General features: G+C 59.3%; 19 protein-coding genes, 2 tRNA genes and 4 pseudogenes. 10 read left to right on the forward strand and 15 right to left on the reverse strand.

Annotated features, from left to right (window positions below; genetic code table 11):
* Positions 1–21: 21 nt before the first annotated feature.
* A complete protein-coding gene (locus tag PLD_RS13015) occupies positions 22–1,122 on the reverse strand; it encodes a polyamine ABC transporter substrate-binding protein (RefSeq protein ID WP_159893182.1) in 1,101 nt (366 codons plus the stop codon).
* A 393-nt stretch (positions 1,123–1,515) separates the two neighbouring features.
* Between PLD_RS13015 and PLD_RS13020 the strand changes: the two genes are divergently transcribed.
* Positions 1,516–1,589 (forward strand) — tRNA-Cys (locus tag PLD_RS13020).
* Between the two features lie 358 nt (positions 1,590–1,947).
* On the opposite strand, the gene PLD_RS13025 is transcribed toward PLD_RS13020, so the two are convergent.
* The 7 genes and pseudogenes from PLD_RS13025 to PLD_RS13055 all read right to left on the reverse strand — a co-directional run bounded on the left by PLD_RS13025 (position 1,948) and on the right by PLD_RS13055 (position 12,951).
* Entirely contained in the window at positions 1,948–4,530 is a 2,583-nt protein-coding gene (locus tag PLD_RS13025; protein ID WP_159893184.1) for an EAL domain-containing protein, read from the reverse strand.
* A gap of 239 nt (positions 4,531–4,769) precedes the next feature.
* Positions 4,770–5,196: pseudogene (locus PLD_RS13030) on the reverse strand (transposase); the annotation flags it as partial.
* Between the two features lie 64 nt (positions 5,197–5,260).
* Positions 5,261–5,449, reverse strand: coding sequence for a hypothetical protein (locus tag PLD_RS13035; protein ID WP_256674614.1), 189 nt, complete (start codon positions 5,447–5,449; stop codon positions 5,261–5,263).
* Positions 5,450–5,670: 221 nt separating this feature from the next.
* A complete protein-coding gene (locus PLD_RS13040; RefSeq protein WP_256674615.1) occupies positions 5,671–7,188 on the reverse strand; it encodes an MFS transporter in 1,518 nt (505 codons plus the stop codon).
* An 18-nt stretch (positions 7,189–7,206) separates the two neighbouring features.
* Positions 7,207–8,643 (reverse strand): efflux transporter outer membrane subunit, encoded by a 1,437-nt coding sequence (locus tag PLD_RS13045; RefSeq protein WP_159893186.1) that lies wholly within the window; start codon positions 8,641–8,643, stop codon positions 7,207–7,209.
* Positions 8,643–11,780: a multidrug efflux RND transporter permease subunit gene (locus PLD_RS13050; RefSeq protein WP_159893188.1), complete on the reverse strand. Its 3,138-nt coding sequence runs from the start codon at positions 11,778–11,780 to the stop codon at positions 8,643–8,645. Before PLD_RS13050 ends, PLD_RS13045 begins: the two co-directional genes overlap by 1 nt.
* 16 nt (positions 11,781–11,796) lie before the next feature.
* On the reverse strand, positions 11,797–12,951 hold the full coding sequence (locus PLD_RS13055) for an efflux RND transporter periplasmic adaptor subunit (protein WP_159893190.1): 1,155 nt from the start codon (positions 12,949–12,951) through the stop codon (positions 11,797–11,799).
* Between the two features lie 160 nt (positions 12,952–13,111).
* Here PLD_RS13055 and PLD_RS13060 point away from each other — a divergent pair, with 160 nt between their 5' ends.
* Positions 13,112–13,846 carry a response regulator gene (locus tag PLD_RS13060; protein ID WP_159893192.1) on the forward strand — a complete coding sequence of 245 codons (735 nt, stop codon included), beginning with the start codon at positions 13,112–13,114 and terminating at the stop codon, positions 13,844–13,846.
* Complete coding sequence (locus PLD_RS13065) at positions 13,843–14,904, forward strand: ATP-binding protein (RefSeq protein WP_159893194.1); 1,062 nt, start codon at positions 13,843–13,845, stop codon at positions 14,902–14,904. The genes PLD_RS13060 and PLD_RS13065 overlap by 4 nt, the downstream gene beginning before the upstream one ends.
* A 170-nt stretch (positions 14,905–15,074) precedes the next feature.
* On the opposite strand, the pseudogene PLD_RS13070 reads toward PLD_RS13065, so the two are convergent.
* A pseudogene (locus tag PLD_RS13070) lies at positions 15,075–15,533 on the reverse strand (IS5/IS1182 family transposase); the annotation flags it as partial.
* A 107-nt stretch (positions 15,534–15,640) separates the two neighbouring features.
* On the opposite strand from PLD_RS13070, the gene PLD_RS31115 reads away from it, so the two are divergent.
* The gene (locus tag PLD_RS31115; protein WP_159893196.1) at positions 15,641–15,832 is read left to right on the forward strand and encodes a transposase; all 192 of its coding nucleotides are present in this window, start codon (positions 15,641–15,643) and stop codon (positions 15,830–15,832) included.
* A gap of 181 nt (positions 15,833–16,013) precedes the next feature.
* The gene (gene lgt, locus PLD_RS13080) at positions 16,014–16,829 is read left to right on the forward strand and encodes a prolipoprotein diacylglyceryl transferase (RefSeq protein ID WP_159893198.1); all 816 of its coding nucleotides are present in this window, start codon (positions 16,014–16,016) and stop codon (positions 16,827–16,829) included.
* A gap of 473 nt (positions 16,830–17,302) precedes the next feature.
* Here the strand turns inward: lgt and PLD_RS13085 are convergent, their stop codons facing one another.
* The 4 genes from PLD_RS13085 to PLD_RS13100 all read right to left on the reverse strand — a co-directional run bounded on the left by PLD_RS13085 (position 17,303) and on the right by PLD_RS13100 (position 20,085).
* Positions 17,303–17,512, reverse strand: a complete 210-nt coding sequence (locus PLD_RS13085; protein WP_159893200.1) for a hypothetical protein — start codon at positions 17,510–17,512, stop codon at positions 17,303–17,305.
* A 262-nt stretch (positions 17,513–17,774) separates the two neighbouring features.
* Positions 17,775–18,020, reverse strand: coding sequence for a hypothetical protein (locus PLD_RS13090; protein ID WP_159893202.1), 246 nt, complete (start codon positions 18,018–18,020; stop codon positions 17,775–17,777).
* 193 nt (positions 18,021–18,213) lie between these two features.
* Positions 18,214–18,954, reverse strand: a complete 741-nt coding sequence (locus PLD_RS13095) for an HAD family hydrolase (RefSeq protein WP_159893204.1) — start codon at positions 18,952–18,954, stop codon at positions 18,214–18,216.
* A gap of 636 nt (positions 18,955–19,590) precedes the next feature.
* Positions 19,591–20,085, reverse strand: coding sequence for an ATP-binding protein (locus PLD_RS13100; RefSeq protein ID WP_159893206.1), 495 nt, complete (start codon positions 20,083–20,085; stop codon positions 19,591–19,593).
* A 355-nt stretch (positions 20,086–20,440) separates the two neighbouring features.
* On the opposite strand from PLD_RS13100, the gene PLD_RS13105 reads away from it, so the two are divergent.
* Together PLD_RS13105 and PLD_RS13110 are read left to right on the forward strand one after the other, a co-directional pair.
* Positions 20,441–20,704, forward strand: a complete 264-nt coding sequence (locus PLD_RS13105; RefSeq protein WP_159893208.1) for a DUF1652 domain-containing protein — start codon at positions 20,441–20,443, stop codon at positions 20,702–20,704.
* 633 nt (positions 20,705–21,337) lie between these two features.
* Positions 21,338–21,424: transfer RNA gene (locus tag PLD_RS13110), tRNA-Leu, on the forward strand.
* Positions 21,425–21,504: 80 nt separating this feature from the next.
* Here the strand turns inward: PLD_RS13110 and PLD_RS13115 are convergent.
* A pseudogene (locus PLD_RS13115) lies at positions 21,505–21,882 on the reverse strand (tyrosine-type recombinase/integrase); the annotation flags it as partial.
* Positions 21,883–21,992: 110 nt separating this feature from the next.
* Here PLD_RS13115 and PLD_RS13120 point away from each other — a divergent pair.
* Positions 21,993–22,112 (forward strand): annotated as a pseudogene (locus tag PLD_RS13120) (monalysin family beta-barrel pore-forming toxin); the annotation flags it as partial.
* Positions 22,113–22,408: 296 nt separating this feature from the next.
* Here the strand turns inward: PLD_RS13120 and PLD_RS13125 are convergent.
* The gene (locus PLD_RS13125) at positions 22,409–23,914 is read right to left on the reverse strand and encodes a methyl-accepting chemotaxis protein (RefSeq protein ID WP_371929009.1); all 1,506 of its coding nucleotides are present in this window, start codon (positions 23,912–23,914) and stop codon (positions 22,409–22,411) included.
* Positions 23,915–24,369: 455 nt separating this feature from the next.
* On the opposite strand from PLD_RS13125, the gene PLD_RS13130 reads away from it, so the two are divergent.
* Both PLD_RS13130 and PLD_RS13135 read left to right on the forward strand, forming a co-directional pair.
* The gene (locus PLD_RS13130) at positions 24,370–24,762 is read left to right on the forward strand and encodes an MliC family protein (RefSeq protein WP_159893212.1); all 393 of its coding nucleotides are present in this window, start codon (positions 24,370–24,372) and stop codon (positions 24,760–24,762) included.
* Positions 24,763–25,004: 242 nt separating this feature from the next.
* Positions 25,005–25,325, forward strand: coding sequence for a YbjQ family protein (locus tag PLD_RS13135; protein ID WP_159893213.1), 321 nt, complete (start codon positions 25,005–25,007; stop codon positions 25,323–25,325).
* Positions 25,326–25,800 lie beyond the last annotated feature (475 nt).

Genomic DNA, 25,800 nt, shown 5'->3' on the forward strand with positions numbered 1-25,800 from the left:
CGTGGAAGGGATAGGAATGGATCACTTGCCGATCTTCACCATGTTCCAGGTGCGGGTGATCAGGCGGGTACTGGCGGGAGACTGGATTTTCTGAGTAAACAGCCGCTCCCGGGTCAGGGCGTCGGGGTAGATTGCCGGATCGTCACGCACCTGGGCGGTGAGCAGCGGGGTGGCTTTGAGGTTGGCATTGGCATAGCGAATGTAGTCGCTGACCTCGGCTATCACCTGCGGCTGCAACAGGTACTCGATAAAGGCATGGGCGTTGGCCACGTTGGGGGCGTCGGTGGGAATGTAGAAACCGTCGAACCAGATCAGCGAGCCTTCCAGGGGAATGAAGTAGTCGAGCTTGACCGGTGCCCCGGCTTCATTGGCCCGAGCCTGGGCGGTGGCGTAATCGCCGGACCAGGTAGCACTCACGCATAGCTCGCCATTGGCCAGGCCATTGAGGTAACTGGTGGAGTCGAACTTGCGGATGTAGGGCCGCACGGCCATCAAGGCATCCTGCGCGGCCTTGAGGTCTGCGGGCTCGGCGCTGTTGGGGTCACGCCCCAGCCAGGCCAGCACCAGCGGCAGAATGTCGGTGGGTGAGTCCTGTAGCGTCACCCCGCAATCAGCGAAGCGCGACACCACCTTGGGATCGAACAGCATCGCCAGCGAACCGATGGGCGCGTCCGGCATGCGCTCGCGGATCTTGTCGACGTTATAGGTCACCCCGTTGCTGCCCCAGGTATAGGGTGCCGAGTAACGCACCCCGGGGTCGTAGCTCTCCAGGCTTGTGAGCACCTGGGGATCGAGATTTTGCCAGTTGGGCAACCACTGCTTGTTCAGCGGCTGGAACACCCGCGCCTTGATCAAGGGCGGCACCAACGCCGCATTGAGTACCACCAGATCGTAGCCGGAGCGCCCGGGCAGCAACTTGCCCTGGACGGTTTCATAGGAATCGAAAGTGTCGTAGATCACCTTGATGCCACTGGCTTTCTCGAAGCCGGCGAGAGTGTTCTCGCCGATATAGTCCGACCAGTTGTACAGCCGCAGCGTCTTGCTTGCGGGCTCCTGGGCCTGTACGCAGGCCGCCGCTACCGTCAGAACCACGCCAAACACCGCAGGGAATGCTATACGCATGCTGGAATTCCGCCTTGAGCCTGATGAGAGGAGCCCGGGTCGAGCCGTTGGCGCTACTGTCCGCGAGCCGCCGCGCGCAGGCCATAACCCGATCGGGTAGGTGAACCAGGAACAGGCAAGGGCAAGCTATCGGAATTGATTCATGCAATCATCCAGCCCCGTCGGCGACTTCGAAGCGTATTTGCCCGCCCGGAAACCTGAAGAAACAGCCCGGCAGAAAAAATATCGAATAGGAGTTGCCAGGAATGGAAAACATGTCCATAATTGCGACCATTCCTCAGCGAGGAAACGGAAAAACTCTTTAAAAAACAAAGAGTTGCGAGATGAGGTTAATCTCAGTATCCGTTAAGTTTGTATGTGTTCAGTGTTGTTTTTTGGGTACTGAGCACTTGGGGCCGAGTAGCAAAATGGTTATGCAGCGGATTGCAAATCCGCCTACGCCGGTTCGATTCCGACCTCGGCCTCCACCCTTGAAAACCCCGTAGATTAAGGTCTACGGGGTTTTTTATTGCCTGGGATTTGGGCGATCACTTCCGCAAATTTTTGGATCGCTTCCGCAACTCGCCTGTTTTTGGCGTCGTACTGAAGAGAATTTCCCTTCCCTGAGTGCGGGCTGGTGATGGTTCTCGGCTAAGATGTTTCCCCTTCGCTCCTATGGATCTTTCGGACTTGGCGATAAGGAATCGCGCTATGGAAGCGCCAGTAGCTGCCGCGGTCGTACAACTCGACGGGAAAATTCTTATCACGCGCAGAGCTCCAGGCCAGAAGCGGGTGGGAGTTTCTGGGCGGTAAGCTTGAGCATGGCGAAACACCGCAACGATTTAGTCATCTAAATCCATCTTCCTTTACATCGACGACTATCCCTGCCAAAGCGTTGAACGAATCAATATCAAGCGGCCGGCTGAGGAAATAACCTTGACCTTCATCGCACGACACTTCTTTGAGCAATTCCAAGTGATCGGCCGTCTCAACGCCTTCTGCTGTGACGATGAGGGATAATGCACGCCCCAAACCCACGATAGCTTTGATGATGGCAGTGTCCTCCTCGTTTCCTCCCATCCGGTTCAAAAAACTGCGGTCTATTTTCAAGCCGTCAAAGGGGAATTCACGCAGGTAGCTCAGTGAAGAATATCCCGTTCCAAAGTCGTCCATCGATATCCGCACACCGATGCGCTTGAGCGCTCGCATCACCTCAAGTGCGCCTGCGGCACCGTCAAGCATGACACTTTCGGTAATTTCCAACTCGACCCTCGCAGGATCGACTCCAGAGTCGTGAAGCGTTTTCTGAATTCGCTCGACCAGGTTGCCTCGCTTGAATTCAATGGGTGAAAGGTTAACTGAGACAAACAAGCTTTCTGGCCACTGTGCAGCGCAGCGGCAAGCGGTACTGATAACCCAGTCACTCAAGGAAAGAATCAGCCCAGCCTCTTCGGCAATTGGGATAAACGTGTCGGGTGGTATTAAACCGCGCTCAGGATGTTGCCAGCGTACCAGCGCTTCGGCACCGACCATCTGACCGTCAGCTATACGGTAGCGAGGCTGGAAATACAGACGTAGTTCACCGTGTTTGATGGCGAAACGCAGGTCGCTTTCCAGGCGACGGCGTTCAATGATCTTGGCATTCATATCGCCCGCGTAGTAGCGCCACGTGTTACGACCTCCGGCCTTTGCCTCGTAGAGGGCAATGTCGGCATAGCGAAGCAGCTCGGTGGCCTCGAAAGCGTCCGTTGGCGCTATCGCGATGCCAATACTGGTGCTGACGAACACGTCCTGCTCATCGATCGTTATAGGCCGCTCGATGGACTCGATGAGGCGACGACAGAGCGCCTCGACTTGTTCCTGGATGCTCATGTCGGTGAGGATCAGTACGAACTCGTCCCCCCCGATACGAGCTACCAGATCCCCATCGCGCACGCATTCAGCCAGCCGGCTCGATACTTCATTCAGCACCAAATCACCGGCAGCATGCCCGAGCAAGTCATTGACTGGTTTGAAACGATCAAGGTCCAAGCTGAGCATGATCAGAGGTTGCTCTGCCGTCTGCAATGCCTTGAGTTTGCTGTCCAGAAACTCATGAAGACGTCTCCTGTTGGGGAGCCCGGTCAAGGCGTCGTGCTGTGAGAGGAATTCGATTCGTCGACGGGCTTCAACTTCTTCCGTCACATCGGTCGCCGTACCGCGAAAACCTTCACCTGTCATTTCGCGCGCCGAAAGGCGAGTGATGCGCTCCCGACCTTGGGTATCGACGTAGCGGCACTGAACGCTGAGATCCGGCCGACGGTTCGGGATGCTGAGCCACTGGGATAACGTGCCCAATTCGGTGCACAACAGATCGTCGATCATCGCGCCGATCCAAGCGTCCCTGGACAGTCCCGTTACGTCTTCAAAGCGCTCGGACAAAAAGGTCAGACGCCAGTCAGCATCTATTTCCCATACCCAGTCCGAGCTGGTTTCAACGACGTCGCGAAAACGCGCTTCGCCGGTGGCGAGGGCCTCCTGGCTGCGCTGTAGCGATGCATAGCTGGAGTCAAGCACCAGCGCCCCGGCGGTGGTGCGACGCAAAATGGCCCAGGTCATCAGGCACACCAGCAGCAAGGCAACGCCGATCAATGGCAACCCTAGCTTCAATAGACGCAGGCCTGGCTTGGATGAACTCCAGTGCAGCGTACCGGCAGCACCGTCAATACCCAATGGCAGTAGTGACGTTGCGCCCGCTTCGTCGGCCGTGGCGGCATGCAGATGCTTGACTCCAAAATCGTTGCCGATCAGCTTGAGCTTGGCGCTGTTCAAAACATCCACAAAAACCAACACCGACGGCGACCGGTCATCCGCCACCACCGACGGGTCGGTGCCCGGTGTAATCGCTGCTGCCGCGATGAGGGCGGGTACGCCATTGACATTGATAAAGGCAGTGGTCGGCGTTTCTGTTTCCGCGCCTGCACGAGCTTTGTCAATAATCCCGGCAATGGACTGCTTGAGCCACTCAGAGACTTCAACGGATTTGAGCTCGCCCTTGACCACAGAGTAAACGGTGCGATTGACGTCGCTGACGACAAACAGCCCCTGGAAACCGAAATCCTTGTAAATCGTTGGTCCGACGTTTTGTCGAACGAAGGCCCAGTCCAGGTCAACTTCGGTATGCAGGTGCTTATAAGCATCACCCCAAAATGCGTAATCCTTGACGGTTGAGCGCAGCGACTTTTCCAGCGATTGCATCGCCTTTTTGGTGTAAAAAGCGCTTTCGACTTCCTCCGTTCGGTCTAAATCATGGGCAAGATAAATAAGTGAAACGCTGGCTAACAAAAACACACCCGCCAACAGACCCGCAAACTTGAAAAGAGAAGCCCGTGCTAATGACACGCTTGAGCGACTGGAGAGGGTAACGATGGAGGCGAAGTTGTTCGGCATAATTTCCTGCTGGTCGCAGATACAGGTAGTTTGCATAACGTTATCGGCTGCGCTGAGGAAACTGTGAGTGCGCTCATTTTCTGTGGCCGGTGTGCGACACCGATATGGCTAGGTCCTGCCCAAGAAATGAACTGCTCCTGGTTTCGTAGGCCACTCCGAACGACTGCGCTGGGCCGATTTTGTTGAAAAAGGCTGATGTTCAGATCGCCTGAACTCAGGCACGACTATCAAGGGAGAACGCCTTCGCCCTTGATCAACCCCGCACCCATGGCGCGACGCAGCAGCTCATTGAACAACCAGCGAAACAGATCGTTGTCCTGAAAACGGTCGTGTCGGTTCTTGGAAAACGTCGAGTGATTGAGGACTTCATCCTCAAGGCTCAACCGGCAGAACCAGCGATGCGCCAGGTTCAACCGGGCCTCTTCGCCCAAATCGCCGCTCAGCGCGGATGCCATGGCAATAGCCCACGATCAGCATGCGGATCATCAGCTCAGGATCAATCGACGGCGGTCCAATCGGGCTATAGAAATCGTCGAGGTATTGGCGCAGGTCGCTCGGATCGAGACACCGATCAATGCTGTGCGGTAGGTGATTGGTTGGGATGTGATCTTCGAGAATGAACGAGTAAAACAGTCGGTCCTGCCCACTCGACAGCTGCCCCATCATGCTGCGTGCGTCGCTGTTGACCGATGCGAAGATTGCGCCGCGGGCCAGGCAGGGGAGCTACGTTTCAACAGAATTGGTCGTATGTCACGGAACTGAAATCGCCGGATGCTCCTTGCCAGAGCGTCATCAGCATCGGCCGCTGCCTTGCTAGCGGCCTTTCCCAGGCTTCGTCCCAGCGATTGCCCAGCATCTGCTGGCTCAGGCGCAGGCCTGCGGCGTTGGTGATCAGCACCGAGGTCTTGATGGGATTCATGGCCCGACGTTCCGGTAGTTTCTCCAGGAAGACTGCCAGGTTCGAGTGTTTGCCAGCGTCCTCCAGAAGAATTCGCAAGCGTTTCTCGGTCTTGCCCTGGCCAATGCGCAGAAAGCCTCCACTTTTGTCCGTGGTGGCAGCCTTCAGCACATCGGCTGGCGGTTGTCCCCACGTTCCCGTGGGGCACGGTAGGGCTTCTAATCCTCGCACTCTGTGGGCTATCAATCTTTACATGCCCTGTAGCCTCTGAGCATGACGAACACAAGGATTCCCAGAATTCCCATCATGGCCGAGGAAGTCATCAGCAACATCGTATGCGTTGTCGAGAACGCGTCTTTAGCCGCCTCCATCAGCGCACTGCTCTGGGGTTCGACCAGGCTGTGAGCGACAATATAGCTATCGCCAATCGAGCGCGCCGCGCGCTCTGCCAGTGGTTGCGCAAGGTCTACCGGCAGCGAGATCGTGCGGCTGAATAGATTGGACATGAATACACCAAAGAAGGTGATCCCAAGGCCTGTGCCCAGCTCATAGGCGGTCGCTTCCAGCGAGCCCGCCGCCGCGCCCTCGCTGGCCTCCACCGAGCCCATGATGGCGATGGACGATGCCGTCAGGCCGATGCTCAGTGTCAGGCCCAATAAAACCAGCAGCGACGGCACACCCAAGCCTGGCTGATGCAGATCTGTCAGGGCCAGGCAGGCCAGCGCTACAGCGGACAAGCCCAAGGACGCACTGGCCACGAGGCGCAGGCCACAGAGGTTGGAAAGGTAGCCGGCCACCGGGCCGCCGACGGCGGCAGCGACCATGATCGGCACCATGAAGATGCCGGCCTGCAGCGGCGTCTTTCCCAACACGTACTGCAGCTCCTGCGCCAGTGTCAGTTCGACCCCGGCCAATGCGCCAATGGCCACCACTGCCATGATGATCCCGGCCAGGATCGCCGGACGCGAGAACAGCGACAGGTCGAGCATGGGGTTCGCCGAGCGCAATTGCAGACGGACGAAAACGCTCAGCAGGCCGATTCCCAGCAGCGCTGCCGACAGAGCCACCCCCAGCGGTTGCGTGGCACCGACGGTCGCCTTGATGCCATACACCAGCGCCAGCACGCCGGCGATAAGCAGCAAGGCCTGATCCAGTGCCCAGGCGCCAGGGGTGATCTCTTCGCTGCGTGGTAGCAGGAGGAACACCAGCGGTGCGACCACCAGCATGATCGGCACGTTGATCAGGAAGGCAGATCCCCACCAGAAATGCTCCAGCAGCGCACCACCGATCAGTGGCCCAAGCGCGGCCCCTGCAGCACCGACCGTGCCCCACAGACCCAGGGCAATAGCGCGCTCGTCTTCGTCCTCGAAGGTGCGGCGGATGATGCCCAGCACGCACGGCATGATCATCGAACCGCCGAGGGCCAGCAGCACCCGTGTGCCAATCAGCAGGGCCGGGGTCGGCGCGAAGGCCGCCAGCAGCGAGGCGATGCCGAAGACCACCAAGCCGGTGAGCAGTACGCGGCGGTTGCCGACATGGTCGGCCAGAGTGCCCATCGGCACCAGCAGACCCGCCATCAGCAATGGGTAGATGTCGATGATCCACAGCACCTCGGAGGCCGAGGCTCCGAGCGCCAAGGTCAGGGAGGGCACGGCAATGTGCAGGATGGTCATGTCAATGACCACCGGTAGAAAGGCCAGCATGACGGCCAGCAGGATCAGCCAGCGACGAGGAATGACAGCAAGTATGGAGACGTTCATAAGCACCGTGGAAGGACTCTACTGAGCCGCTGTAACAGCGGCAATTTTTATAATATTGCGCTCATGTAGGCCGCCACCCAGCGACTTATACAACGCTACCCAGTTGGCGATTTCCTCGCGGCGCAGGTCCAGCAGCGCCTGGCGTGCTGCCTGCAACTGGCGTTGGGCGTCGAGCAGTTCCAGGCGGCCCTCGACGCCAGCGCGGTAACGCAGATCGGAAAGTTGCAGGCGTCGTTCGGCAGCGGTGACAACACGCAGTTGCGCCTTGATTTGGCGGTCGAAGGTAGCCGAACCGGCCAGGGCGTCGGCCACCTCGCGGAAGGCTGTCTGGATGGCGCGCTCGTACTGAGCGACCGCCTCGGATTTGCGCACCTTCGCCAGGCTCAGTTCAGCACGCAGGCGCCCGCCCTGGAACAGCGGCTGAGAAATCTGCGGCGCGAAGCGCCAGACCCGCCCGGCCGGGTCGAACAGGCCTGTGAGCGAGGTGCTGGCGTAACCGAAGGACGCGGTGAGGGATATCTGCGGGAAAAACGCTGCCCGCGCCGCACCGATATCGGCATTGGCGGCCACCAGCATGTGTTCGGCCTGGCGCAGATCCGGGCGAGCAAGCAATAGATCGGCTGGCAATCCGGTGGGCAGACGCGCGATCAGCGGTTGGGCGTCCAGCGCTAAGGCGGCAGGCAGTTCGCCGGGCAGCTCGCTGCCTACCAGCAACTGCAAGGCGTTATCCGCCTGCGCCAGGGCACGCCGGCGTGCCTCTAGGTCAGCTTCGGCAAGCGCCACCTGTCCCTCGGCCTGGGCCACATCCAGGCTGCTGTTCTGCCCCGCCTGCTTGAGCAAGCGCGCCAGTTGCAACGACTGGCGCCAGTCAGCCAAGGTGCGTTCAGTGAGCTGCAATTGTTCGTCCGCCAGGCGTTGGGCGAAATAGGCCTCGGCCACCGCGCCGACCAAAGCGATCTGCGCCGCATCGCGCCCCTGCTCGCTGGCCAGGTAGCGGGCAAACGCCGCTTCTGAGAGCGCCCGAACACGACCGAACAGATCCAGCTCGAAGGCGCTGAGGGCGACGTTTACCCCGGTCTGCTGGCTCAGCACGCGGCTGGTCTGGTGGTTCGCATCGGTGCTCAGGGCGCGTTCACGTGTGTGCGTCGTCTCCATCCCCACGGCTGGCAAGCCCGCTGCGCGTTGGATGTTCGCCTGGGCTTGTGCGGCTTCAACGTTGAGGGTGGCCAGGCGCATGTCGCGATTGTTGGCCAGGGATAGAGCGATCAGCTGTTGAAGGCGTGGATCGCCGAACATTGCGCGCCAGCCCAATACACTGGCCGGCAGCGTCGAGGTCGGTGTGGCAACGGCTGCAGGAAAACTCGTCGGTACCGGCGCATCCGGACGTCCCAGGGATGGTGTCAGCGAGCAGGCGGTCAGGCAGCCTAGCAGTGGCAGGATCAGTAACAAGCGCATTATGGGTTCTCCTGGGCCAGCGTGGTGGCGCCACGCTGTGCACGCCAGGTGTTGAAACGCTCCTGGGTGCCGATGATGAAGACGAAGAAGGCCGGCACGAAGAACACTGCCAGTACAGTGCCGCTGAGCATGCCGCCGAACACCCCGGTGCCGATGGCATGCTGGGTTTCGGCGCTAGCGCCGGACGCGAGCATCAGTGGCACCACGCCGAGGGTAAAGGCCAGCGAGGTCATCAGGATCGGGCGCAGGCGCAGGCGCGCAGCGGTCACCGCAGCGTCGATCAGCGTGTGACCCTCGGCATGCAACTGGCGGGCGAACTCGACGATAAGAATAGCGTTCTTCGCCGACAGGCCGATGATGGTGATCATCCCCACTTTGAAGAACACGTCGTTGGGCATACCGCGCAGCATCACTGCAGCCACTGCACCGAGCAGGCCCAGCGGCACCACCAGCATTACCGACAGCGGGATCGACCAGCTCTCGTAGAGCGCTGCCAGCACGAGAAACACCACCAGCGCCGACAGCAGCATCAGCAGCGGGGCCTGCGCCGCCGACTGGCGCTCCTGCAGCGACTGCCCCGTCCAGGCAACGGCAAAGCCCTGTGGCAATTGCGCTACCAGACGCTCCATCTCGGCCATCGCCACACCGCTGGAAACGCCTGGCGCCGCGCCGCCGGCGATACGCACGGCGGGGAAGCCCTGGAATCGCATCATCTGTTGTGGTGACTCGCTCCACACCGGTTTCACCACCTCGCGTAGCGCCACCATACTTGCGTTGATATTGCGCACGCGCAGGCCGAGTACGTCGTCCAGTTGCATGCGTGCCGGGGTGTCGGCCTGCAGGATCACCTGCTGCATGCGCCCGGCATTGGGGAAGTCATTGACGTACAGCGAGCCCATGGCAGCCGACAGCGTGCTACTCACGGCAGTGAAAGACAGGCCCATGGCCTCGGCCTTCTGCCGGTCAATCTCCAGGTGCACGCTCTCGCCGGGCGGCAGGCCATCGGGGTAGACATCGCTGACCACGCCGCTCTGCGCGGCCATTTCCAGAAGTTGTGCCTGCGCGGCCAGCAAGGCGGCCTCGCCACGGTTCGCGCGATCCTGCAGGAACAGGGTGAAACCGGAGGAGGTGCCCAGTTCGTCGATGGCCGGTGGCATCAGGCTCATCACCGTGCCTTCAACGTTTTCCGTCATGGCCTGCTGCGCCAGCGCGGCTTCTTCGGCAGCCGTGGCGCCATCGCGCTGATCCCAGTCCTTGAGCATGGTGAAGGCCATGGCCGCGTTGGGGCCGGAGCCGGCGAAACTGAAGCCCAGCACCACTAGGTTGGTGTTCAGCCCCGGGCGAGAAGCCACGTGTGTTTCGAAGCGCTTGACCACGTCCAGCGTGCGCTCGCTGGTGGCGCCAGTGGGTAACTGGATGGAGGTCATGAAGTAACCTTGATCCTCCACGGGCAGGAAGGACGACGGCAACTGTGCGGCGGCGAAGGCCAGTAGCGTGCAAAGCATGACGAACGCCGCCATCATCCGCCCGCTGCGTCCAACCAGGCGCGCCACCCGTGCACCGTAGCTCGCCGTGAGGCGCTCGAAACCACGGTTGAAGGCGCCGAAGAAGCCGCGTTTTTCATGGTGGTCGGGGCTCACCGGTCGCAGCAGCGTGGCACACAGTGCAGGTGTCAGGCTCAGGGCGAGGAAGGCCGAGAACAGGATCGACACCGCCATCGACAGGGTGAACTGCTGGTAGATCACTCCCACCGAGCCGCTGCCGAAGGCCATGGGAATGAACACGGCGGTGAGTACCAGGGTGATGCCGATCACCGCGCCGGTGATTTCCTGCATCGCCCGCGAGGTGGCGGCCTTCGGCGACAGACCCTGGGTGGCCATCAGCCGCTCGACGTTCTCAACCACCACGATGGCATCGTCGACGATGATGCCGATGGCCAGCACCATGCCGAACATGGTCAGTGAGTTGATCGAGAAGCCGGCCAGCAGCATCACGGCGAAGGTGCCGAGCAGTGCGATGGGCGCGACGATGGCCGGGATCAGCGTGTAGCGCAGGTTCTGCAGGAACAAGAACATTACCAGGAACACCAGCGCCATCGCCTCGAACAGGGTGTAGATCACCTTCTCGATGGACACCTTGACGAAGGGGGCAGTGTCGAACGGCACCGAGTAGGCCATGCCCGCCGGCATGCTCGGCGCCAGCTCGGTCAGGCGCTCGCGCACGGCTGAAGCGGTGCGCACGGCGTTGGCACCGGGCGACAGTTGGATGGCTGCACTGGTCGCCGCCACGCCGTTCTCGCGGTTAGAGAAAGAGTAGGACTGCGCGCCCAACTCGATCCGCGCTACATCACCGAGCACCACCTTGGCACCATCGGCACCCGCACGCAGGACCACGGCGGCGAACTGCTCCGGTGTGCTCAGTTGCCCTTGCACAGTCAGCGGTATGGTCAGGCGCTGGCCCGGCAACGCCGGCTCGTCGCCGACCCGACCGGGGGCGATCTGCGTATTTTGCTGCTCGATGGCCTGTGCCAGCTCGCTCATCGTCAGGCCATAGGCGGTGAGCTTGTCGGGGTCGACCCAGACGCGCATGGCCTGTTCGGCGCCGAACATTTGCACGCGCCCCACGCCGTCGATGCGGCGCAGCTCCTGGATGATGTTGCGCGCCAGGTAATCGTTCAGCGCAACCTCATCGAATTGGCTGTTGGGCGAGGTCACACCGATCATCATCAGAAACCCCGAGGCGGCGGATTCCACCTGCAGGCCGTTCTGCCGTACGGCCTGGGGCAGGCGGGGTTCGACCGCCTTGATGCGGTTCTGCACGTCCACCTGGGCCAGCTCCGCATCGGTGCCGGGCTTGAAGGTGGCGATGATCTGCGCGGTGCCTGAGGTGTCCACCGAGGACTCGAAGTACAGCAGGTTCTTCACCCCCGACAGCTCGCGTTCGACCAGACTTACCACCGAGTCGTTGAGTGTCTGCGCAGTGGCACCTGGATAGGTGGCGTAGAGGGTCACCGACGGTGGAGCCACCGACGGGTAGCGGGCAATGGGCAACTGCGGTATGGCGATGATGCCGACCAGCACGATGAATAGGGCGATCACCCAGGCGAACACTGGGCGGTTGATGAAGAACTGCGGCATGACGGTTTCTCCGGATTCAGCGCTCGATAGCGCTGAGCTGTTCGCGGTTGACGGTGGGCTGCCAGGGGCGTGTGACGACATGGGCATGAGGGGTCAGGCGTACGATGCCCTCGACCACCACCTGCTGTCCGGCGCTGAGCCCGGACACTACGCGGTAACGGCGCTCGATCAGCTCACCAACCTCGATGGGCACCGGCTGTACCTGGCCCTGGGCATCCACCACCCACACGCTGGCCTGGCCTGCGCTGCGGATCACGGCCTGCTGCGGCACGCTGAGGGTCGCGGGGTAATGCGCACGGGGAACCCGCGCCTGCACGTAAAGGCCGGGTAGCAAGCGGCGCTGCGGGTTGTCCACTAGCACGCGCAGCAGCACATCGCCGGTGCCAGCATCCACCTCAATGCCGGAAAACAGGATGCGCCCGCGCATACCCAGCGGCTTGCCGTCGCTGCCGAGGATTTCCACGTCCGGCTCCGGCATCGCCGAACCGATCTGCTGACGCAGCGCCTCCAGCACCGAGGCGGATTGGCGCACGTCGACGTACACCTGGTCGATCTGCTGGATACGCGCCATGGGCGTCGCATCGGTCGGCGATACCAGCGCCCCTTCGCTGACCAGCGCCTGGTCAATGCGTCCGGCAATCGGTGCTTCGACGCTGGCGAACTGAAGGTCCAGCTTGCGCCGCGCCAGCGTCGCCCTGGCCTGGGCTACATCGGCGGCGGCCTGCTCGCGCAGCGCCACGGCGTCGTCATACACCTGGCGGCTCACCGCCTCGGCGCGCATCAGCGGGGTCAGGCGATCGGCCTGCAAACGCGCCCGTGCCAACATCGCTTCGGCACGTTGCAAGAGGGCAGCGGCGCTGTCGACCTCGGCCTTGAACGGCGCCGGGTTGATCTGGAACAGCAGGGCGCCGGCTTTGATCTCGGTGCCCTGCTCGAACAGGCGGCGCTGCACGATGCCACCGATCTGCGCACGTATTTCGGCGCTGCGCACGGCAGCCACACGCGCAGGTAGATCCTCGCTGACCGACAGTTCGTGTGCCTGCAGTGTCAGCACCGACACCTGCAGCGGCATGGGGGGCGCGGATTGCTCTGGCGCTGAATCGCAACCTGCCAGCCCCAGCACGGCAAGACCTGCGAGCAAAATGCTCAGATGCCGCTGTTTACTGCCCATAACCCACTCCTCGTTGCACGCTAAACCCTAGCCACCGGATGTTGAACGGGGCTGATCGAAGCTGCATTCTGAAGCGCGGCTATTGCGAATGATTCGAGTCTTTGTGGAGAAAGTATGGAGTGCGCGATATAGTTCAGCGCCACCGTATGTGAAGCTGCTCATGTCTGATCGCAACATGCGCACCAGCCTGACTTCCCGCGCCTCGGCACTGGTGCTGATCGCTGAGGATGAGGCCGAGATCGCTGACATCCTCATCGCCTATCTGCAACGCAGCGGGCTGCGTACCCACCACGCCAGCGACGGTCAACAGGCCTTGGCCCTGCACCAGGCGCTCAAGCCGGACCTGCTGCTGCTCGACGTACAGATGCCAATCTTCGATGGCTGGAAGGTACTCAGCGAAATCCGCTCACGGAGCGACACTCCGGTGATCATGCTGACCGCGCTTGATCAGGACATTGACAAGCTGATGGGCCTGCGCCTGGGGGCCGACGACTACGTGGTCAAACCCTTCAACCCGGCCGAAGTGGTAGCGCGGGTGCAGGCGGTACTGCGGCGCACCCGAGCCCATGCCCCCGCGGCCACGCAGATGCTGCGCGCCGGCCCGTTTCAGATCGACTTGGACAGTCATGAAGCGAGCGTGCAGCACGACGGCCAGACGTACGCGCTGGATCTGACCCTGACCGAGTTCAAGCTGCTCGCCTGTCTGATGCGCGCCCCGAAGCGGGCGTTCAGCCGCGCGGAATTGCTGATCAACTGCCTGCCCGAAGGCGACACTCAGGAGCGCACCGTGGACAGCCATGTCAGCAAGCTGCGCAAGAAGCTTGAGGCACTCGACATCCAGGGCGTGCCGGCTAGCGTCTGGGGCGTGGGTTATCGCTTCGGCACCGAGCCATGAAACCGACACCGGGTCTGCGCCGGCAGATCATCCAGTCTCTGGCGATAATGGCGCTGGGCATCATATTGATCGCCGTGTTCGGCTCCTACGTGTTCTATGCGATCGCCGTGGCTTACATGCCCGGCAGCATCTCCGAAACCTGGATGCCGTCTCGGGTAGAGATGGTCTGGATTGCTTGCACTATCGCCGCTGCGCTGGGCATGTCGGTGTTCGTTGCCATTCGCCTGTCACGACGCCTTATAACCCCGTTGAACTCAGTGGCGCACAGCCTGCGTGAAGTGGCTCAGGGTAAGCTCGACGCCCGTGCGCCGCTGGACGAACAGGCCATGGGCGAAATGGCGCAACTGGTGAGCGATTTCAACGCCATGGCCGAGCGCCTGCAGAGCATGACCCGCGAGCGCGAGTTTTGGAACGCGGCCATCGCCCACGAGCTCAGAACCCCGGTGACTATCCTGCGCGGTCGTCTTCAGGGCCTGGCAGAAGGCGTTTTCAACCCTAGCAATGAGCTGTTCGAGGGACTGCTGCGCCAAGTGGAGGGACTCAACCGCCTGATCGAAGACCTTCGCGTGCTGAGTCTCAAGGACAGTGGCCATCTGGAAGTCAAGCGAGTCAACGTCCGGTTGGCCGAAGAACTAAACACCGTACTGCAGGCCTTCGCTGCGCCCCTTGCCGCGAAAGGCTTTCACCTGCAGCACGAACTGGACGCCAACTTGTTGGTGGTGTGCGATGCGGTACGCATCCGCCAGGCACTGATGGCGCTCTTGGAAAACGCTCTGCGCCACGCCAATCCGGGCAACCTGCGGGTATGTTTGGAACAAGCGGATGGCCTCGTACAATTGTCGGTGGAAGACGATGGCCCCGGTATTGATAGCCGACTGGCCAGCGATATTTTCGAGGCTTTTCGTCGTGGCGATCCTTCACGCTCCAGGAAAAACGGCGGTAGTGGCTTAGGGCTCGCTGTGGTCAAAGCTATTGCACAGGCGCATGGTGGTCATGCGATATGCAGACCATCTGGCCTGGGAAGTTCGTTCGTTATTTGCTGGCCGGCCGGCACATAAGTTTCACCGGGATAGCCTGTTAACCTATTGTTCGTCATTGGCCGATTCCGTTGAAAAAGTCGGATTTTCAAATGGCCAGAACTCAGGCACGAGTACCACCGGAGAACCTACTCACCACATTGAGTGTCTTTCGGTTCTTCGTTGACCTTTTTCTGCTCGGGTATCGGGTTAGTTCGAGTTTTTTGCTTGGTGCAGGCGCTCGGGTAGCACTTGGCTTTCATCGGACACGTGGCGCAGTCGGTCTGCCAGGATCGGAAGATGCAGATGCAGATGCAGATGCAGTTGTTGGCTTTGGTGATGTGTGAGCGCTCGTTCTTGCAAGCTCGCCATTGCTGCGCAACGCATTGCCGGCTGGGCAGCGGTACTCCTCAGCCTCTTTATTCCAGTGGAAATCGTTACTCGAAAAACTGTCGTTTTTGCGCTCGGTTCTGTCCCGCACTGGCACATGCGGCTCGATGTCTTTTTCTTCCACCCTCCGGGCGCCATCGGCGCGGTACCGTAAGCGGTGTCGTCAACGAGGCGTTCTGGCTTGATGTCGAACTGCACTTCGACCTGATCAATCATACGTCTGTGGTTCGATGAGCCGGTGTGGGTTCCACATCCAGGATCACGCCTTGCTCGGTATCGATCCGATCAGTAAGCGTCCTACAAACTCACCTTTCGAACTCCTGCATTAAGACCGATGGTGTCCGCGTATTCTCAAGCGGGCGCGATCCTCCTTAGCGTCAGGATTTCCATGCGCCAACGAAGCTCTTACCCGAAACCGTTCAAAGCCCTGGTCGTTGAGGGATGCCTGCAACCTGGAGCAAGCGTTTCCAGTGTCGCCATCAGCCACGGCATCAATGCCAACGTCATTCGTAAATGGGTACCGCTTTACCGAGAGCAGCCGGTGGCAACACTGCCCGCTTTCATCCCGCTATCGACGTAGCGGGCCAGTGAGACTGGGTAATTGCTACCGCATCACTGGCGGCAGGCCCGACTTAGGCAAGATGAGCAGGGCGCACGCTCACTCATGGATTGGATCGAATCTTTGCTCACTGGCAGAATTGCTCAGAACACCGCTAGGGCTGGCTCCTTGGCGACAACATTTCGCTTTGAAGGAAAGGTCAATGGAGCAATACGCTGTATGGAACGCAGAGCCGGTACTGCTTCATCTGGGAGCACTGTCTATCCATTGGTACGGGGTCTTGTTTGCCGCAGCCTTGGGGCTCGGTTTCGCTGTGATGCGTCTGATCTACCGGCATGAAAGACGAAACGAAAAGGAGCTCGATAGCCTCCTGATCTACCTCACCGCCGGCACGTTGATCGGGGCCAGGCTGGGGCATGTGCTCTTTTATGATCCCGCTTTCTACTTGTCTCACCCTTGGGAGACTCTTGCAATCTGGAGGGGTGGGCTCGCCAGTCATGGCGGGGCGCTGGGGATAGTGGCAGCACTCTGGCTTTATTGCCGGCGCCATCCTGGGACGGGGTACATTTGGCTGCTAGACCGCATCACTTTACCGGCACTCCTAGGTGGCGGGTTGATTCGCATCGGCAATTTCTTTAATTCAGAAATCGTCGGTGTACCCACTATCGTTCCTTGGGCAATTGTCTTTCCCCACATCGACCTGCTTCCCAGGCATCCAACTCAACTATATGAGTCGGCGGTCTATATGGTGCTGTTTGCGATTTTTTGTACGCTCTACAGAAAGTCCCTAATCATTGCACGGCCGGGGATGATGGCCGGTTTCTTCCTGATACTCGTATTCTCTGCCAGGTTCATCTTGGAATTTACCAAGATGCCCCAAGCGACCTATGAGTCATCGCTGCTCAGCGTCGGGCAGTGGCTAAGCATTCCGTCAATTCTGATTGGGATCGCTCTGTCGTACCGCGCAGCTATTCATAGCAAAAAAGAAGTCCTGGCCTGTCCAACTCACCCTGCGTAAGTCAGGCTGGCAACCAACGCCTGTTGGCGCTGCCAAACGCTCATGGCCGGATCTGGTTCGAAAGGTATCTTGGCCAGACGCTTACTCAGGTAATTCGTGGAGTAAGCGTAGAGCTGCTAGTTGGTACTACGAAACGTCCCATTAGGGCTAGGCCAAATACCGCGATCGGCTCAAGAAGCCTCTGAAGCTGGCCCAGGTGCTGGAAAAAGCGCTGGGTGAGGATTCGAACTGCATCGGCGTCTTTATCACTGCCCCTCGGGGGGCAGGGGGATATTGCGGCGACCCTCGGCTTGCCGGAGCGTAGGGTAGGAAATCAATTGCGCTCGGCACGCTGGTCTCTGGGGGCGCGACGATAGCGCGGTCCATCAGGATCACCATGGGGCATGGCGAGGTTGACTTCGTTAGCGCTATACGGCCTAGACTCCTGCGGCTGGAGGCCGCTGCTTCGAAGGGCGCCTCCTCTGGGCGCGGCTTTAATGGAGCGTCCTAATTCGGCGACTTTCGCCAATTCTGATGCGATCCAGTGCCCGGTTGAGCCCGTCCAGTGCGTCCAGAAGAGCTTTTGCTTCAACCTCGCGGCCCTCTCCCCAAAGGCGTTCGGCCATTTTGTTGAGGGCCTGGATCGACTTTTCGATATCAGCAGCAGTCGCTGTTTTGGCATCCGTTGGCTGTTTCTTTGGCATTCAGCGAGGCCTCTCTAACGCCTTCATCGTGATCACAGTGGTGGGGGCGATTGTCCTGTGCGTGCTCATGCGGACTGGCTTCGGCGTGCTCAAGGGCGTGCTGAGCTCCTGTGTGGCAACGCGAGTATATCGCTGGCCAGAATACATCCTGATGAAAAAGGCGCACGCCTGGTACGGCCGACAATAAAAGACGAGGTGTTTTCAGGTGCGCTGGCACCGCGCTATGGGGGCACAGGATTTTGGCTGTAAGACGTTGACCGAGTCAGCGCAGGGCTGTGCTGGAGGAGTACGTCGACAGAGGCGGGAGGCTCATGTCTCGAATAGCAGATTCAAGCTTGTCCTGATAGATCGTCAAAATCGAATAATCCAGCTTTTGGCTGATATCGGCACCGTCGGCAGCGTTGATCAAGAGTGTATTCAGCGCGTCCGCGACCAGTTCGGCAGTGACTTTCAGGACACTGATTCCATAACTGCTATCGGCGATAAGCGGGCTTGTTAAATCGTACATACAGTTCCCGAGGTCGCTGTGGTGAAGGTTGATGGCGATAAGCCATCGCTAGGATAGCTAAAGCGCCAGCGCCCTGTCACCGGAAAAAGACCGCGGTGGGGCGGCCTGGCTTCGTTCGGGGGCAGGGGCTTTGGTGGGGGGCTCGCGAGTGGGTATTCCACGGGCTTGCTGCTGCTCTGGCGTTTGGCGGGGCTCAGCGAGTGCGCTGGCCGCGGCGCCACGTGGGGTGGAAGTGCCGCCAATGGGCATCTTGTGCTGCGGCCAGTAGTTCGCGGTCACCCCGGGTGTCGCCCCAGGCCCGCAGCCGATACTGACTCAAGGGACCGTAGACGCTTTCCAAGCGCAGCACCTTGTTCTCGCATCGGCAGTTATTGCCGACGATTCGGCCGGTCAATACACCGTCTACGACCTCCAGTTCGGTCCCGATCAGCTTGATGCCCAGACGTGTGGCGAAGGGCTGCAGTACCAGTGCCGGCGAGGCTGAACACAGGGTCACCAGCGCCCCGGACTGCAGTTCACTGGCCACCGCTTGCAGGCCATTTGGGCGCATCAGGCGGGTCCAGGACCGTTGGCAGAAGGCTTCCGCCTGCTGCTGCACCCACTCGACCTTGACGTCTTTGAGAAAGCGGCTGATCAGTTGTGCCTTGAGCTGGTCGCGGTCAACGCGACGGGCCAGAAAGCCTAGGCTGGGCAATGCCAATCTGAGCATTCGCCGATGGAATTCGCGGTGGCCAAATGCAAATCGCAAAAAAGGCACGAAGCTGTCATGGCGGGTGAGGGTGCCGTCGAAGTCAAAGACCGAGAGTATGCGGACGGCCCGCGGGTCCAGTTCGAGGGTGTCGGGGCTAAGTGGCTGCGTGTCATCAGCTGGCGACTGAGTCGGGGAGGACTGGCTTGAATGGGGGGCGGGCGGCTGGTGCGGATGAGGCGACATGGTAGTTCTCGGTAATGATGAGCACGTAGCGGGCGTGTTTTGTGCCGGTAGTGCGTGCAGTTTACCCGCTCCAAGAGGTCTCATCTTCGATATGTGGCACATCGCTCCACGTTTTAACCCCAACAGCACCAGGCCAATGTTGTCAGGCAGAGCAGTGCCGGCAAGGCATCGAGAAAGTCATTTATACCAACACATTCCGTTCGGGCGGGTGCCGGCAATGTAAGGTGACTCCAGGTGACTGTCTGTTGTGATTGTGTGAATGTTCAGCGCACTTTTGTTTAAGGGAAAAGACCTTGGTTGTACCGTTGGAATGTAAGTCTTCTGCTTGCTTGTGCATCTGAGGCGCGACTTGAATAGTGCATTCTGAAAACTAAACTCCCAAAAAAAGTGTGGATATTTAATGACTTAGGTGATTTTATTTGTGGTTTTTCGCCAAAAATATCTTGTTACAGATTCTGCTGTTCCGTTAATATAGCCCTGCGTTCACCTACCACGGTTTATGCATTTTTAGTCCCAAGTGTCCATCAGCTACTTGGGCTTTTTTTTGCCTGAAGTTTGCCTTCGCTGCGGTTTTTCAGCGCAACTTTCCAAGGCGGGCCCACAACCTGGGCCTTTGCAGGGCCCGCCACTCGAGAGTTACGAGTTTGTGTGAACGACCCAGTGCAGCCCTTCATCCGCCTGTGGGGGCACGAAGTAACGGCAGATCAACTCAAACTGTTCGTCGCTAGTGTTGAAGGGGTGATCGCCCTGGCTGTTGCGTTCACGTAGCCGCCTGCGGCAGGTGTCTTCGTCAACATCCAACAGGTGCAATCGGTGCTCGACTCCGGCCTGCTCCGCCAGGGCCCGCAACCAGGCACGCTGGGCGAGGGTATTGGCGGGAAAGTCCAGTACAACAATGACCCCCGCCCGCAGCATGTTGATCACCAGCGGCCCCAGTACGTTCTTCAGGTGTTGGGTATGTTGCTGATAGTCGGCGAGCGAATGGATCAGGCCTGGGTACAGCTGTGCCAGCCATTGATCCTCACTGATCAATACGCTGCCGGGAGTCTGTGCCAGTTGGCCGGCCAAGGTCGATTTGCCCGAGGCGATCTTGCCGCACAACAGATGCAGTACAGCGGGGGATTGGTTCATGTTTTTTCTCCTGGGGTGCTGGCCTCAGAAGAGCGGTCATGAACCCGTCTTCGAGGCGGGTTGATTGCGGTTTGGATGGCCGCTAGCCCACCTGGCTGATGCAGGTGGTCATAATCGCAGTGGGTAGTGGCGAAAGATGCAGGTTCATGGGTTGAGACTTACACGGTCAAAGGAAAAAAACGAGTCGTATCCTGATGTTGGTGGTTCTTCTTCTGGGTGCATGCATCTGTAGATGCTGTCGTGTTCATGAACTGCGAGGCCGTTATCATTTTTGTGTTTTCGTCGACGCATACGGTCAGACGTTGACCTATCCTGAATAGGAAAAATCCACAAAATTCCACACAGGTGCCAAGCCATGCTCTCCACCCTTGAGCTCTGTCGCATATTGGAGTCCGGCTTTCTCCCTCTGTCCTGCGCCTGCAGCGTCAACCCCAACGGCTTTCTGACGATCAAGATCTATGATGCCGAGTCGGGGCGAGTGGATTTGTTGCTGACCGGGGTTTGCACCGCGGAGCTCACGAGTGTGCGAGATATCTCCAACTTGATCGGCGAACTGCGGACCGAGCTTCGGGCCGGACGCAGAGCCTTTGCCGGCGCTTTCAGCAACTATGCCGGCTGAGCAGCCAAAGTCAGTCATTACTGGCAGTTGAACATGCCATTGCGAGCGCATCGCTTCGTGCCGTTCGCCCGCTATCTATGGCGCTTTACCGGTTCATGGATGGCGAGGCCAAGTGTACTGGGCGAACTCACCGTTGCTTATTGAAATTTACGCCGACGCCCCTTAGCACTCCGGGCGGCGGTGTCATCCATTGCCATCAGCTGTTTGTACTCAACTCGACATCAAACCGGCCTTTCATTGAGCCTGGAAGGCGCTGTGCCTGATTGCAGCTCGCGCCGACCCATCAATGTTTCGGAGCCAAAGCGCAGGCTGGCTCAAGACAACGGCACTGAAGTTGAGGCTGAGTCATAAGTCTTTAAAAATCAGTTGGTTGAAAAATATCCGTCATGTTAGGCTTGCCGCCGCTTTTTAGCCGGCTCCTGGGTTAGGTGGGTGTTTCGCAGGCACTTGGCCAAGTACTGTAGATCCATGATTTAGCGGGTTTTTTTCGTTTGCTCTGGAGTTGAAAAGACGGCATTTACGCCGGATTTGACCTTGCTTCACAAGGGCTGGGTGTATATATTCCTCCCCTGCTTCAAACACTGGACGGCTGCATGTCGGTTGATTTTTCCAGTGTCGCGTAATCGCGCTACCGCCCGAATGGCGAAACTGGTAGACGCATGGGACTTAAAATCCCCCGCTCGTAAGGGCGTGCCGGTTCGATTCCGGCTTCGGGCACCATCTATTTCAAGGGCTTGCACGGTTTTTTTGAGTGAGCCTTATCCTGAACTGCTCCGCAATTTCAAATACTGCTCCGCAATTCACTTTGTAGGCGTGACTTTTTTGCCTATCCGTTTGCGGATGTAGTTCTCTGTCATCACCACCGTGGTGTGCCCAAGCTGATCTCTTGCTTGCAATATGTCGCCACTGGATTCCGCTTTGTCGGTGCCGGTCTTCGCTCGCAAATCTCGCATCTGAAAATCAGCTTTTTCAACTCCTGCCGCCTCGCGCGCCGCATCAAACCTTCCCCGCAGCATACTGGTGGTCATTGGTTGGCCATTGTCCATCACAATCAGCCTGCTGGTGCGAATGGCCATCCCGGCCTTCCTGGCCAGTATTCGGTCAATCACCACCTTCAACTCACCGGTGATCTCGATCCTCCTTTTTGCGCCAGTCTTGCCCTGGTGAACAGCCAGGCGGTTACTGGGCATTCACCGCGGTACCGCTGAAACCACCAGGGCCGGTGTACTCCTTGGTGAACTTGGGGTCGGTCTTTTCGACCTCTTCCCACAGGGCGAGGTTAGGTAGACCACTGGATTGGGATACTGTCCAGCGCAATGTGTTGATGGAAAATTACAACCCAGGCAGCAATAGTGGGCACTTCAGTTTCGACTGGAGCGCCTACAACGATCCTCATCGCCGTTACTGATGCTTTCGACGAGTTGTCCGGCAGCCCCTTGGGATGAGGGGCTGTCGTGCGCTTGGCGCTTCTGCGCAACCCTGGTCGATCGCTCCTTTAGCGTTTTGGCCATGGTCACCTCTTCAGATTCCACCGGCCGGCAGGCCCGACCACGACTGCCTAAAGCCCTCGCTGACCCTTGCACCGATGCGCCTCAAGTCATGCCGCAGTGGTGATGCCGTTCTCGTCGGTAATCATTTGCACGCGTTTGGCTCGGATCGACATGGCTGTGCCGATCTGGGCTGCGTTGAATACAGTCGGTTGGATTATCGGTTGAAGCGCTCGACCAAAGAGTACTGGGTGGTCGCCGTTCTGGTCAGTTCCTTGCTCAAGTCGGTCGATTGCCGAGCCTGTTCCGATGTCTGATCGGCCAATTGCGCAATGGTGCTGATGTTGCGGCTGATTTCTTCTGCCACAGCACTTTGTTCTTCGGTGGCGGCGGCGATCTGGGTGGTCATGTCAGTGATGTGTGCGACGGCTTCGCTGATGCCCAGCAGAGCCTGGTCTGCCTCAAGCACCCGGGCCACGCCTTCTTCGGCCTGACGATGCCCTGTTTCCATGGTCTGCACCGCGTTGTTCGAGGAGGCCTGGAGCTTGGTGATCAGGTCGTGGATCTGGCTGGTGGATTGCGAGGTGCGTTGGGCCAATTGACGAACTTCATCGGCCACTACCGCAAAACCGCGTCCCATTTCGCCTGCGCGGGCGGCCTCGATCGCGGCGTTGAGGGCCAACAGGTTGGTCTGATCGGCAATACCTTTGATGACGTCAACCACGGTGCCGATTTCGTCGCTGTCCCTGGCCAGTTGTGCAACGCTCAGGCCTGTCTCGCCCACCACGGCGGAAAGGCGCTCGATGGCTTCGCGTGTGTCGCGGGTGACTTCGCGGCCTTGGCCGGTCAGCAGGTTGGCTTGTTGAGTGGCGTCGGCGGTGCGCTGCACATGGCTGGCCACTTCCTGGGTGGTCGCCGCCATTTGGTTGACCGCAGCAGACACCTGCTCGGTTTCAACGCGCTGGCGATGGATGCCATTTGAGCTGTCAGTGGCCAGAAGGTCAGATTGACCGGCCAGTGCGCTGAGTTGTTCGGCAGTGTCCTGCAGACGGGTAAGGCAGGTTTTCAGTCGCGCTTGCTGGCTGACGAAGGCGGTTTCAAGGCGTGCCTGGGGCCCCTGTTCATCGCTGTACATCTGGGCGATCAGGGCGTCGGAGGTGGAGGGTTCGACACTTTCCAGCAGGCGTTTTGTGCCTCGTTGGTGCCAGTAAGCAGATAGCAAGCCGACCGAAATGGCCACCCCTGCGGTGGTGGCTACGGCGACGGCGGGGCTGAAGAATGCTCCGCCAGCGCTGCCAGCGAAACCAACGGCGAGGTACGGCAGGCTACTTTGCAGTCCCGGTAACCAACGACCTTGACGGGGGATGGCGGCTTTTCCTTGAGTGATGCGTGTGTACAGCCTTTGTGCGCGACGAATCTGATCCGGGGTCGGTTTGACCCGGACCGATTCAAAACCGGTCACCTGGGTGCCTTCGAATATCGGTGTGACGTAGGCACTGACCCAGTAGTGGTCGCCATTTTTCGAGCGGTTTTTGACGATACCCATCCACGGACGCCCTTGCTTGAGTGCGCTCCACATATGGGCGAAAACGGCAGGGGGGACATCAGGGTGACGAACAATGTTTTGCGGTGCGCCAATCAGATCGGTTCGCTCGAAGCCACTGATCTCGACGAACGCATCGTTGCAATAGGTAATAACGCCGCGAACATCTGTCGTGGAAATCAGTTTTTGCTGAGGTGCCAGCGAGATCTCGCGTAGTGTAACTGGCTGGTTGTTTCTCATTCCGATTTATCTCTGATGACTTCAGAAAGATATCGGCAGTGAGTTGCGGAAAGTGAATGATTTATAATAAAAAATCGTTGATTAACAATGAGTTAGATTAGTATTTAGGGCTTGCGAGTGGCGTTGTATGGGCGCAGGTTTAAGGGCTCGCTCAAATGAAGAACGCAGAGGCTTATCTACTTTACTGGGCACTTTGAACGTTGTTGTGCCGGCAATTGGTGAACACCTGCCGCGGCAATAAAAAACCTGCGCTGTTACTGGCGTCTTGATCGAGGGTGAGCTCAGTTTTGTGTTGCATGCCACTGCCCAGGCCTTGTCCTAGAAGGCTTCAGCCTGAACTTAACATCACTCGGTGAGTCCCATGGGGCATCCATCGACTACCTGGGGAAAGAACCGTGAAAACTCATCTGGCAACATGCTGTGTCGCCGTTCTGGCTTCGACGCTACCAATGCTGGCTCAGGCCACTCAAGCGCAACCCATGGAGCAACAGCCGGCTTATGAGACTCAAGTGGCGCGTTACCAGTGCGAGGGCAATGTACGTATCGACGCGGTGTACTTGAACATCGACAACGGCTCCTCGTTTGCCACGCTGTACTACAAGGATCAATTGATCCCGATGCACAGCGCTCGCTCGGGCTCGGGTGCGCTGTATGTGGCGGACGATGAGCAGAACAGCTACCGCTGGCACACCAAGGGCAAGCTGGGGACCTTGTCGTTCCTGGAGGCGGATCACACCGCCCAAGAGCAGACGCTGCTCAAGGACTGCAAAGAGATCGAGCCGCAATGATGGTCGTCGCCGGGTTTTCCTGAGGACAAAAAAAAGCCCGCGGGAGAGAGCGGGCGAACGTAGTTGCTTGAATGAGCAAAGTGACTATACACAGCCAGAATCGGGATCTGGGTGAAACAACTTTCATCTTTATGTGGCGCGCTGATGTCGCCTGATCCTGGCCAGCACGAGTGCTCTGTTACTATCGCCAGCTTTTGCGCCCCGGCGCGCCGGGACCTGTTGTTGGTTCAAGGGAGAAACACATGATTGTCACCACCACCGCGCATATCGAAGGCCGGGAAATCGCTACATACCTGGATATTGTCAGTGCCGAATCGGTCCAGGGGATCAACGTGGTTCGCGACATGTTCGCTGGCATGCGCGACTTCTTCGGGGGGCGCTCCCAGACCTTGGAACGCGCCTTGAAGGAGGCGCGGGTCCAGGCCACCGATGAAATCAAGGCACGCGCCCGGCAGTTCGGCGCCGACGCGGTGGTTGGCCTGGACTTCGAAATCAGCATGCCTTCAGGGCGCGGCGGGATGGTGGTGGTGTTTGCCAGCGGTACCGCCGTCAAGCTCAAGTAGTCTTCAGCCGTCCTTCGCGCTCAACCTGCCAGCGGGGTGCACAACGTCACCAGGGGGCCATCCGGGCACCGTACATAAGGCAGGGTCTGCCCCCGGGGTGTGCTGCTAGGGGCGGGCGGTTGCTGGGCGCCATGCTGCAGTGCCCGGGCGTGGGCGGCATGGCCATCTTCGCTGACTCGCCCAGCTCCATGCCCGGAGGTTGCGCTGAGGAGTGGGTGGCGACATGGCCGGCCTTGAAGTTCATTACTGCCAGTGCGGATCGGCGCAAGCCAGTGTGGTGCTGCCGGTCTCACGCACGCCGCAGGTGCCGGACTCGCGAAGAAAACGTCGCTTCAAACCAAGGCGTGTTCGAAGAAGTGCAAGGAACTTTCGACCTCTGGTACAGCGATGATGGTGTATCCGAATCGCGAGTTTGAACGCTCCGGGTCTAGGGGGATGAGGACATCAATCTGGCCTGTGCCTGGAGTGAGCGAAG

Origin of the sequence: Pseudomonas sp. LD120 (genome assembly GCF_009861525.1) — a bacterium.
In the GTDB taxonomy this organism is placed as follows: domain Bacteria; phylum Pseudomonadota; class Gammaproteobacteria; order Pseudomonadales; family Pseudomonadaceae; genus Aquipseudomonas.

Bases quoted from the DNA above. Each gene is read 5' to 3' on its own strand.
- PLD_RS13015 (WP_159893182.1), bottom strand. From the start codon at position 1,122: ATGCGTATAGCATTCCCTGCGGTGTTTGGCGTGGTTCTGACGGTAGCG.
- PLD_RS13025 (WP_159893184.1), bottom strand. From the start codon at position 4,530: ATGCCGAACAACTTCGCCTCCATCGTTACCCTCTCCAGTCGCTCAAGC.
- PLD_RS13035 (WP_256674614.1), bottom strand. From the start codon at position 5,449: ATGAATCCCATCAAGACCTCGGTGCTGATCACCAACGCCGCAGGCCTG.
- PLD_RS13040 (WP_256674615.1), bottom strand. From the start codon at position 7,188: ATGAACGTCTCCATACTTGCTGTCATTCCTCGTCGCTGGCTGATCCTG.
- PLD_RS13045 (WP_159893186.1), bottom strand. From the start codon at position 8,643: ATGCGCTTGTTACTGATCCTGCCACTGCTAGGCTGCCTGACCGCCTGC.
- PLD_RS13050 (WP_159893188.1), bottom strand. From the start codon at position 11,780: ATGCCGCAGTTCTTCATCAACCGCCCAGTGTTCGCCTGGGTGATCGCC.
- PLD_RS13055 (WP_159893190.1), bottom strand. From the start codon at position 12,951: ATGGGCAGTAAACAGCGGCATCTGAGCATTTTGCTCGCAGGTCTTGCC.
- PLD_RS13060 (WP_159893192.1), top strand. From the start codon at position 13,112: ATGTCTGATCGCAACATGCGCACCAGCCTGACTTCCCGCGCCTCGGCA.
- PLD_RS13065 (WP_159893194.1), top strand. From the start codon at position 13,843: ATGAAACCGACACCGGGTCTGCGCCGGCAGATCATCCAGTCTCTGGCG.
- PLD_RS31115 (WP_159893196.1), top strand. From the start codon at position 15,641: ATGCGCCAACGAAGCTCTTACCCGAAACCGTTCAAAGCCCTGGTCGTT.
- lgt (WP_159893198.1), top strand. From the start codon at position 16,014: ATGGAGCAATACGCTGTATGGAACGCAGAGCCGGTACTGCTTCATCTG.
- PLD_RS13085 (WP_159893200.1), bottom strand. From the start codon at position 17,512: ATGCCAAAGAAACAGCCAACGGATGCCAAAACAGCGACTGCTGCTGAT.
- PLD_RS13090 (WP_159893202.1), bottom strand. From the start codon at position 18,020: ATGTACGATTTAACAAGCCCGCTTATCGCCGATAGCAGTTATGGAATC.
- PLD_RS13095 (WP_159893204.1), bottom strand. From the start codon at position 18,954: ATGTCGCCTCATCCGCACCAGCCGCCCGCCCCCCATTCAAGCCAGTCC.
- PLD_RS13100 (WP_159893206.1), bottom strand. From the start codon at position 20,085: ATGAACCAATCCCCCGCTGTACTGCATCTGTTGTGCGGCAAGATCGCC.
- PLD_RS13105 (WP_159893208.1), top strand. From the start codon at position 20,441: ATGCTCTCCACCCTTGAGCTCTGTCGCATATTGGAGTCCGGCTTTCTC.
- PLD_RS13135 (WP_159893213.1), top strand. From the start codon at position 25,005: ATGATTGTCACCACCACCGCGCATATCGAAGGCCGGGAAATCGCTACA.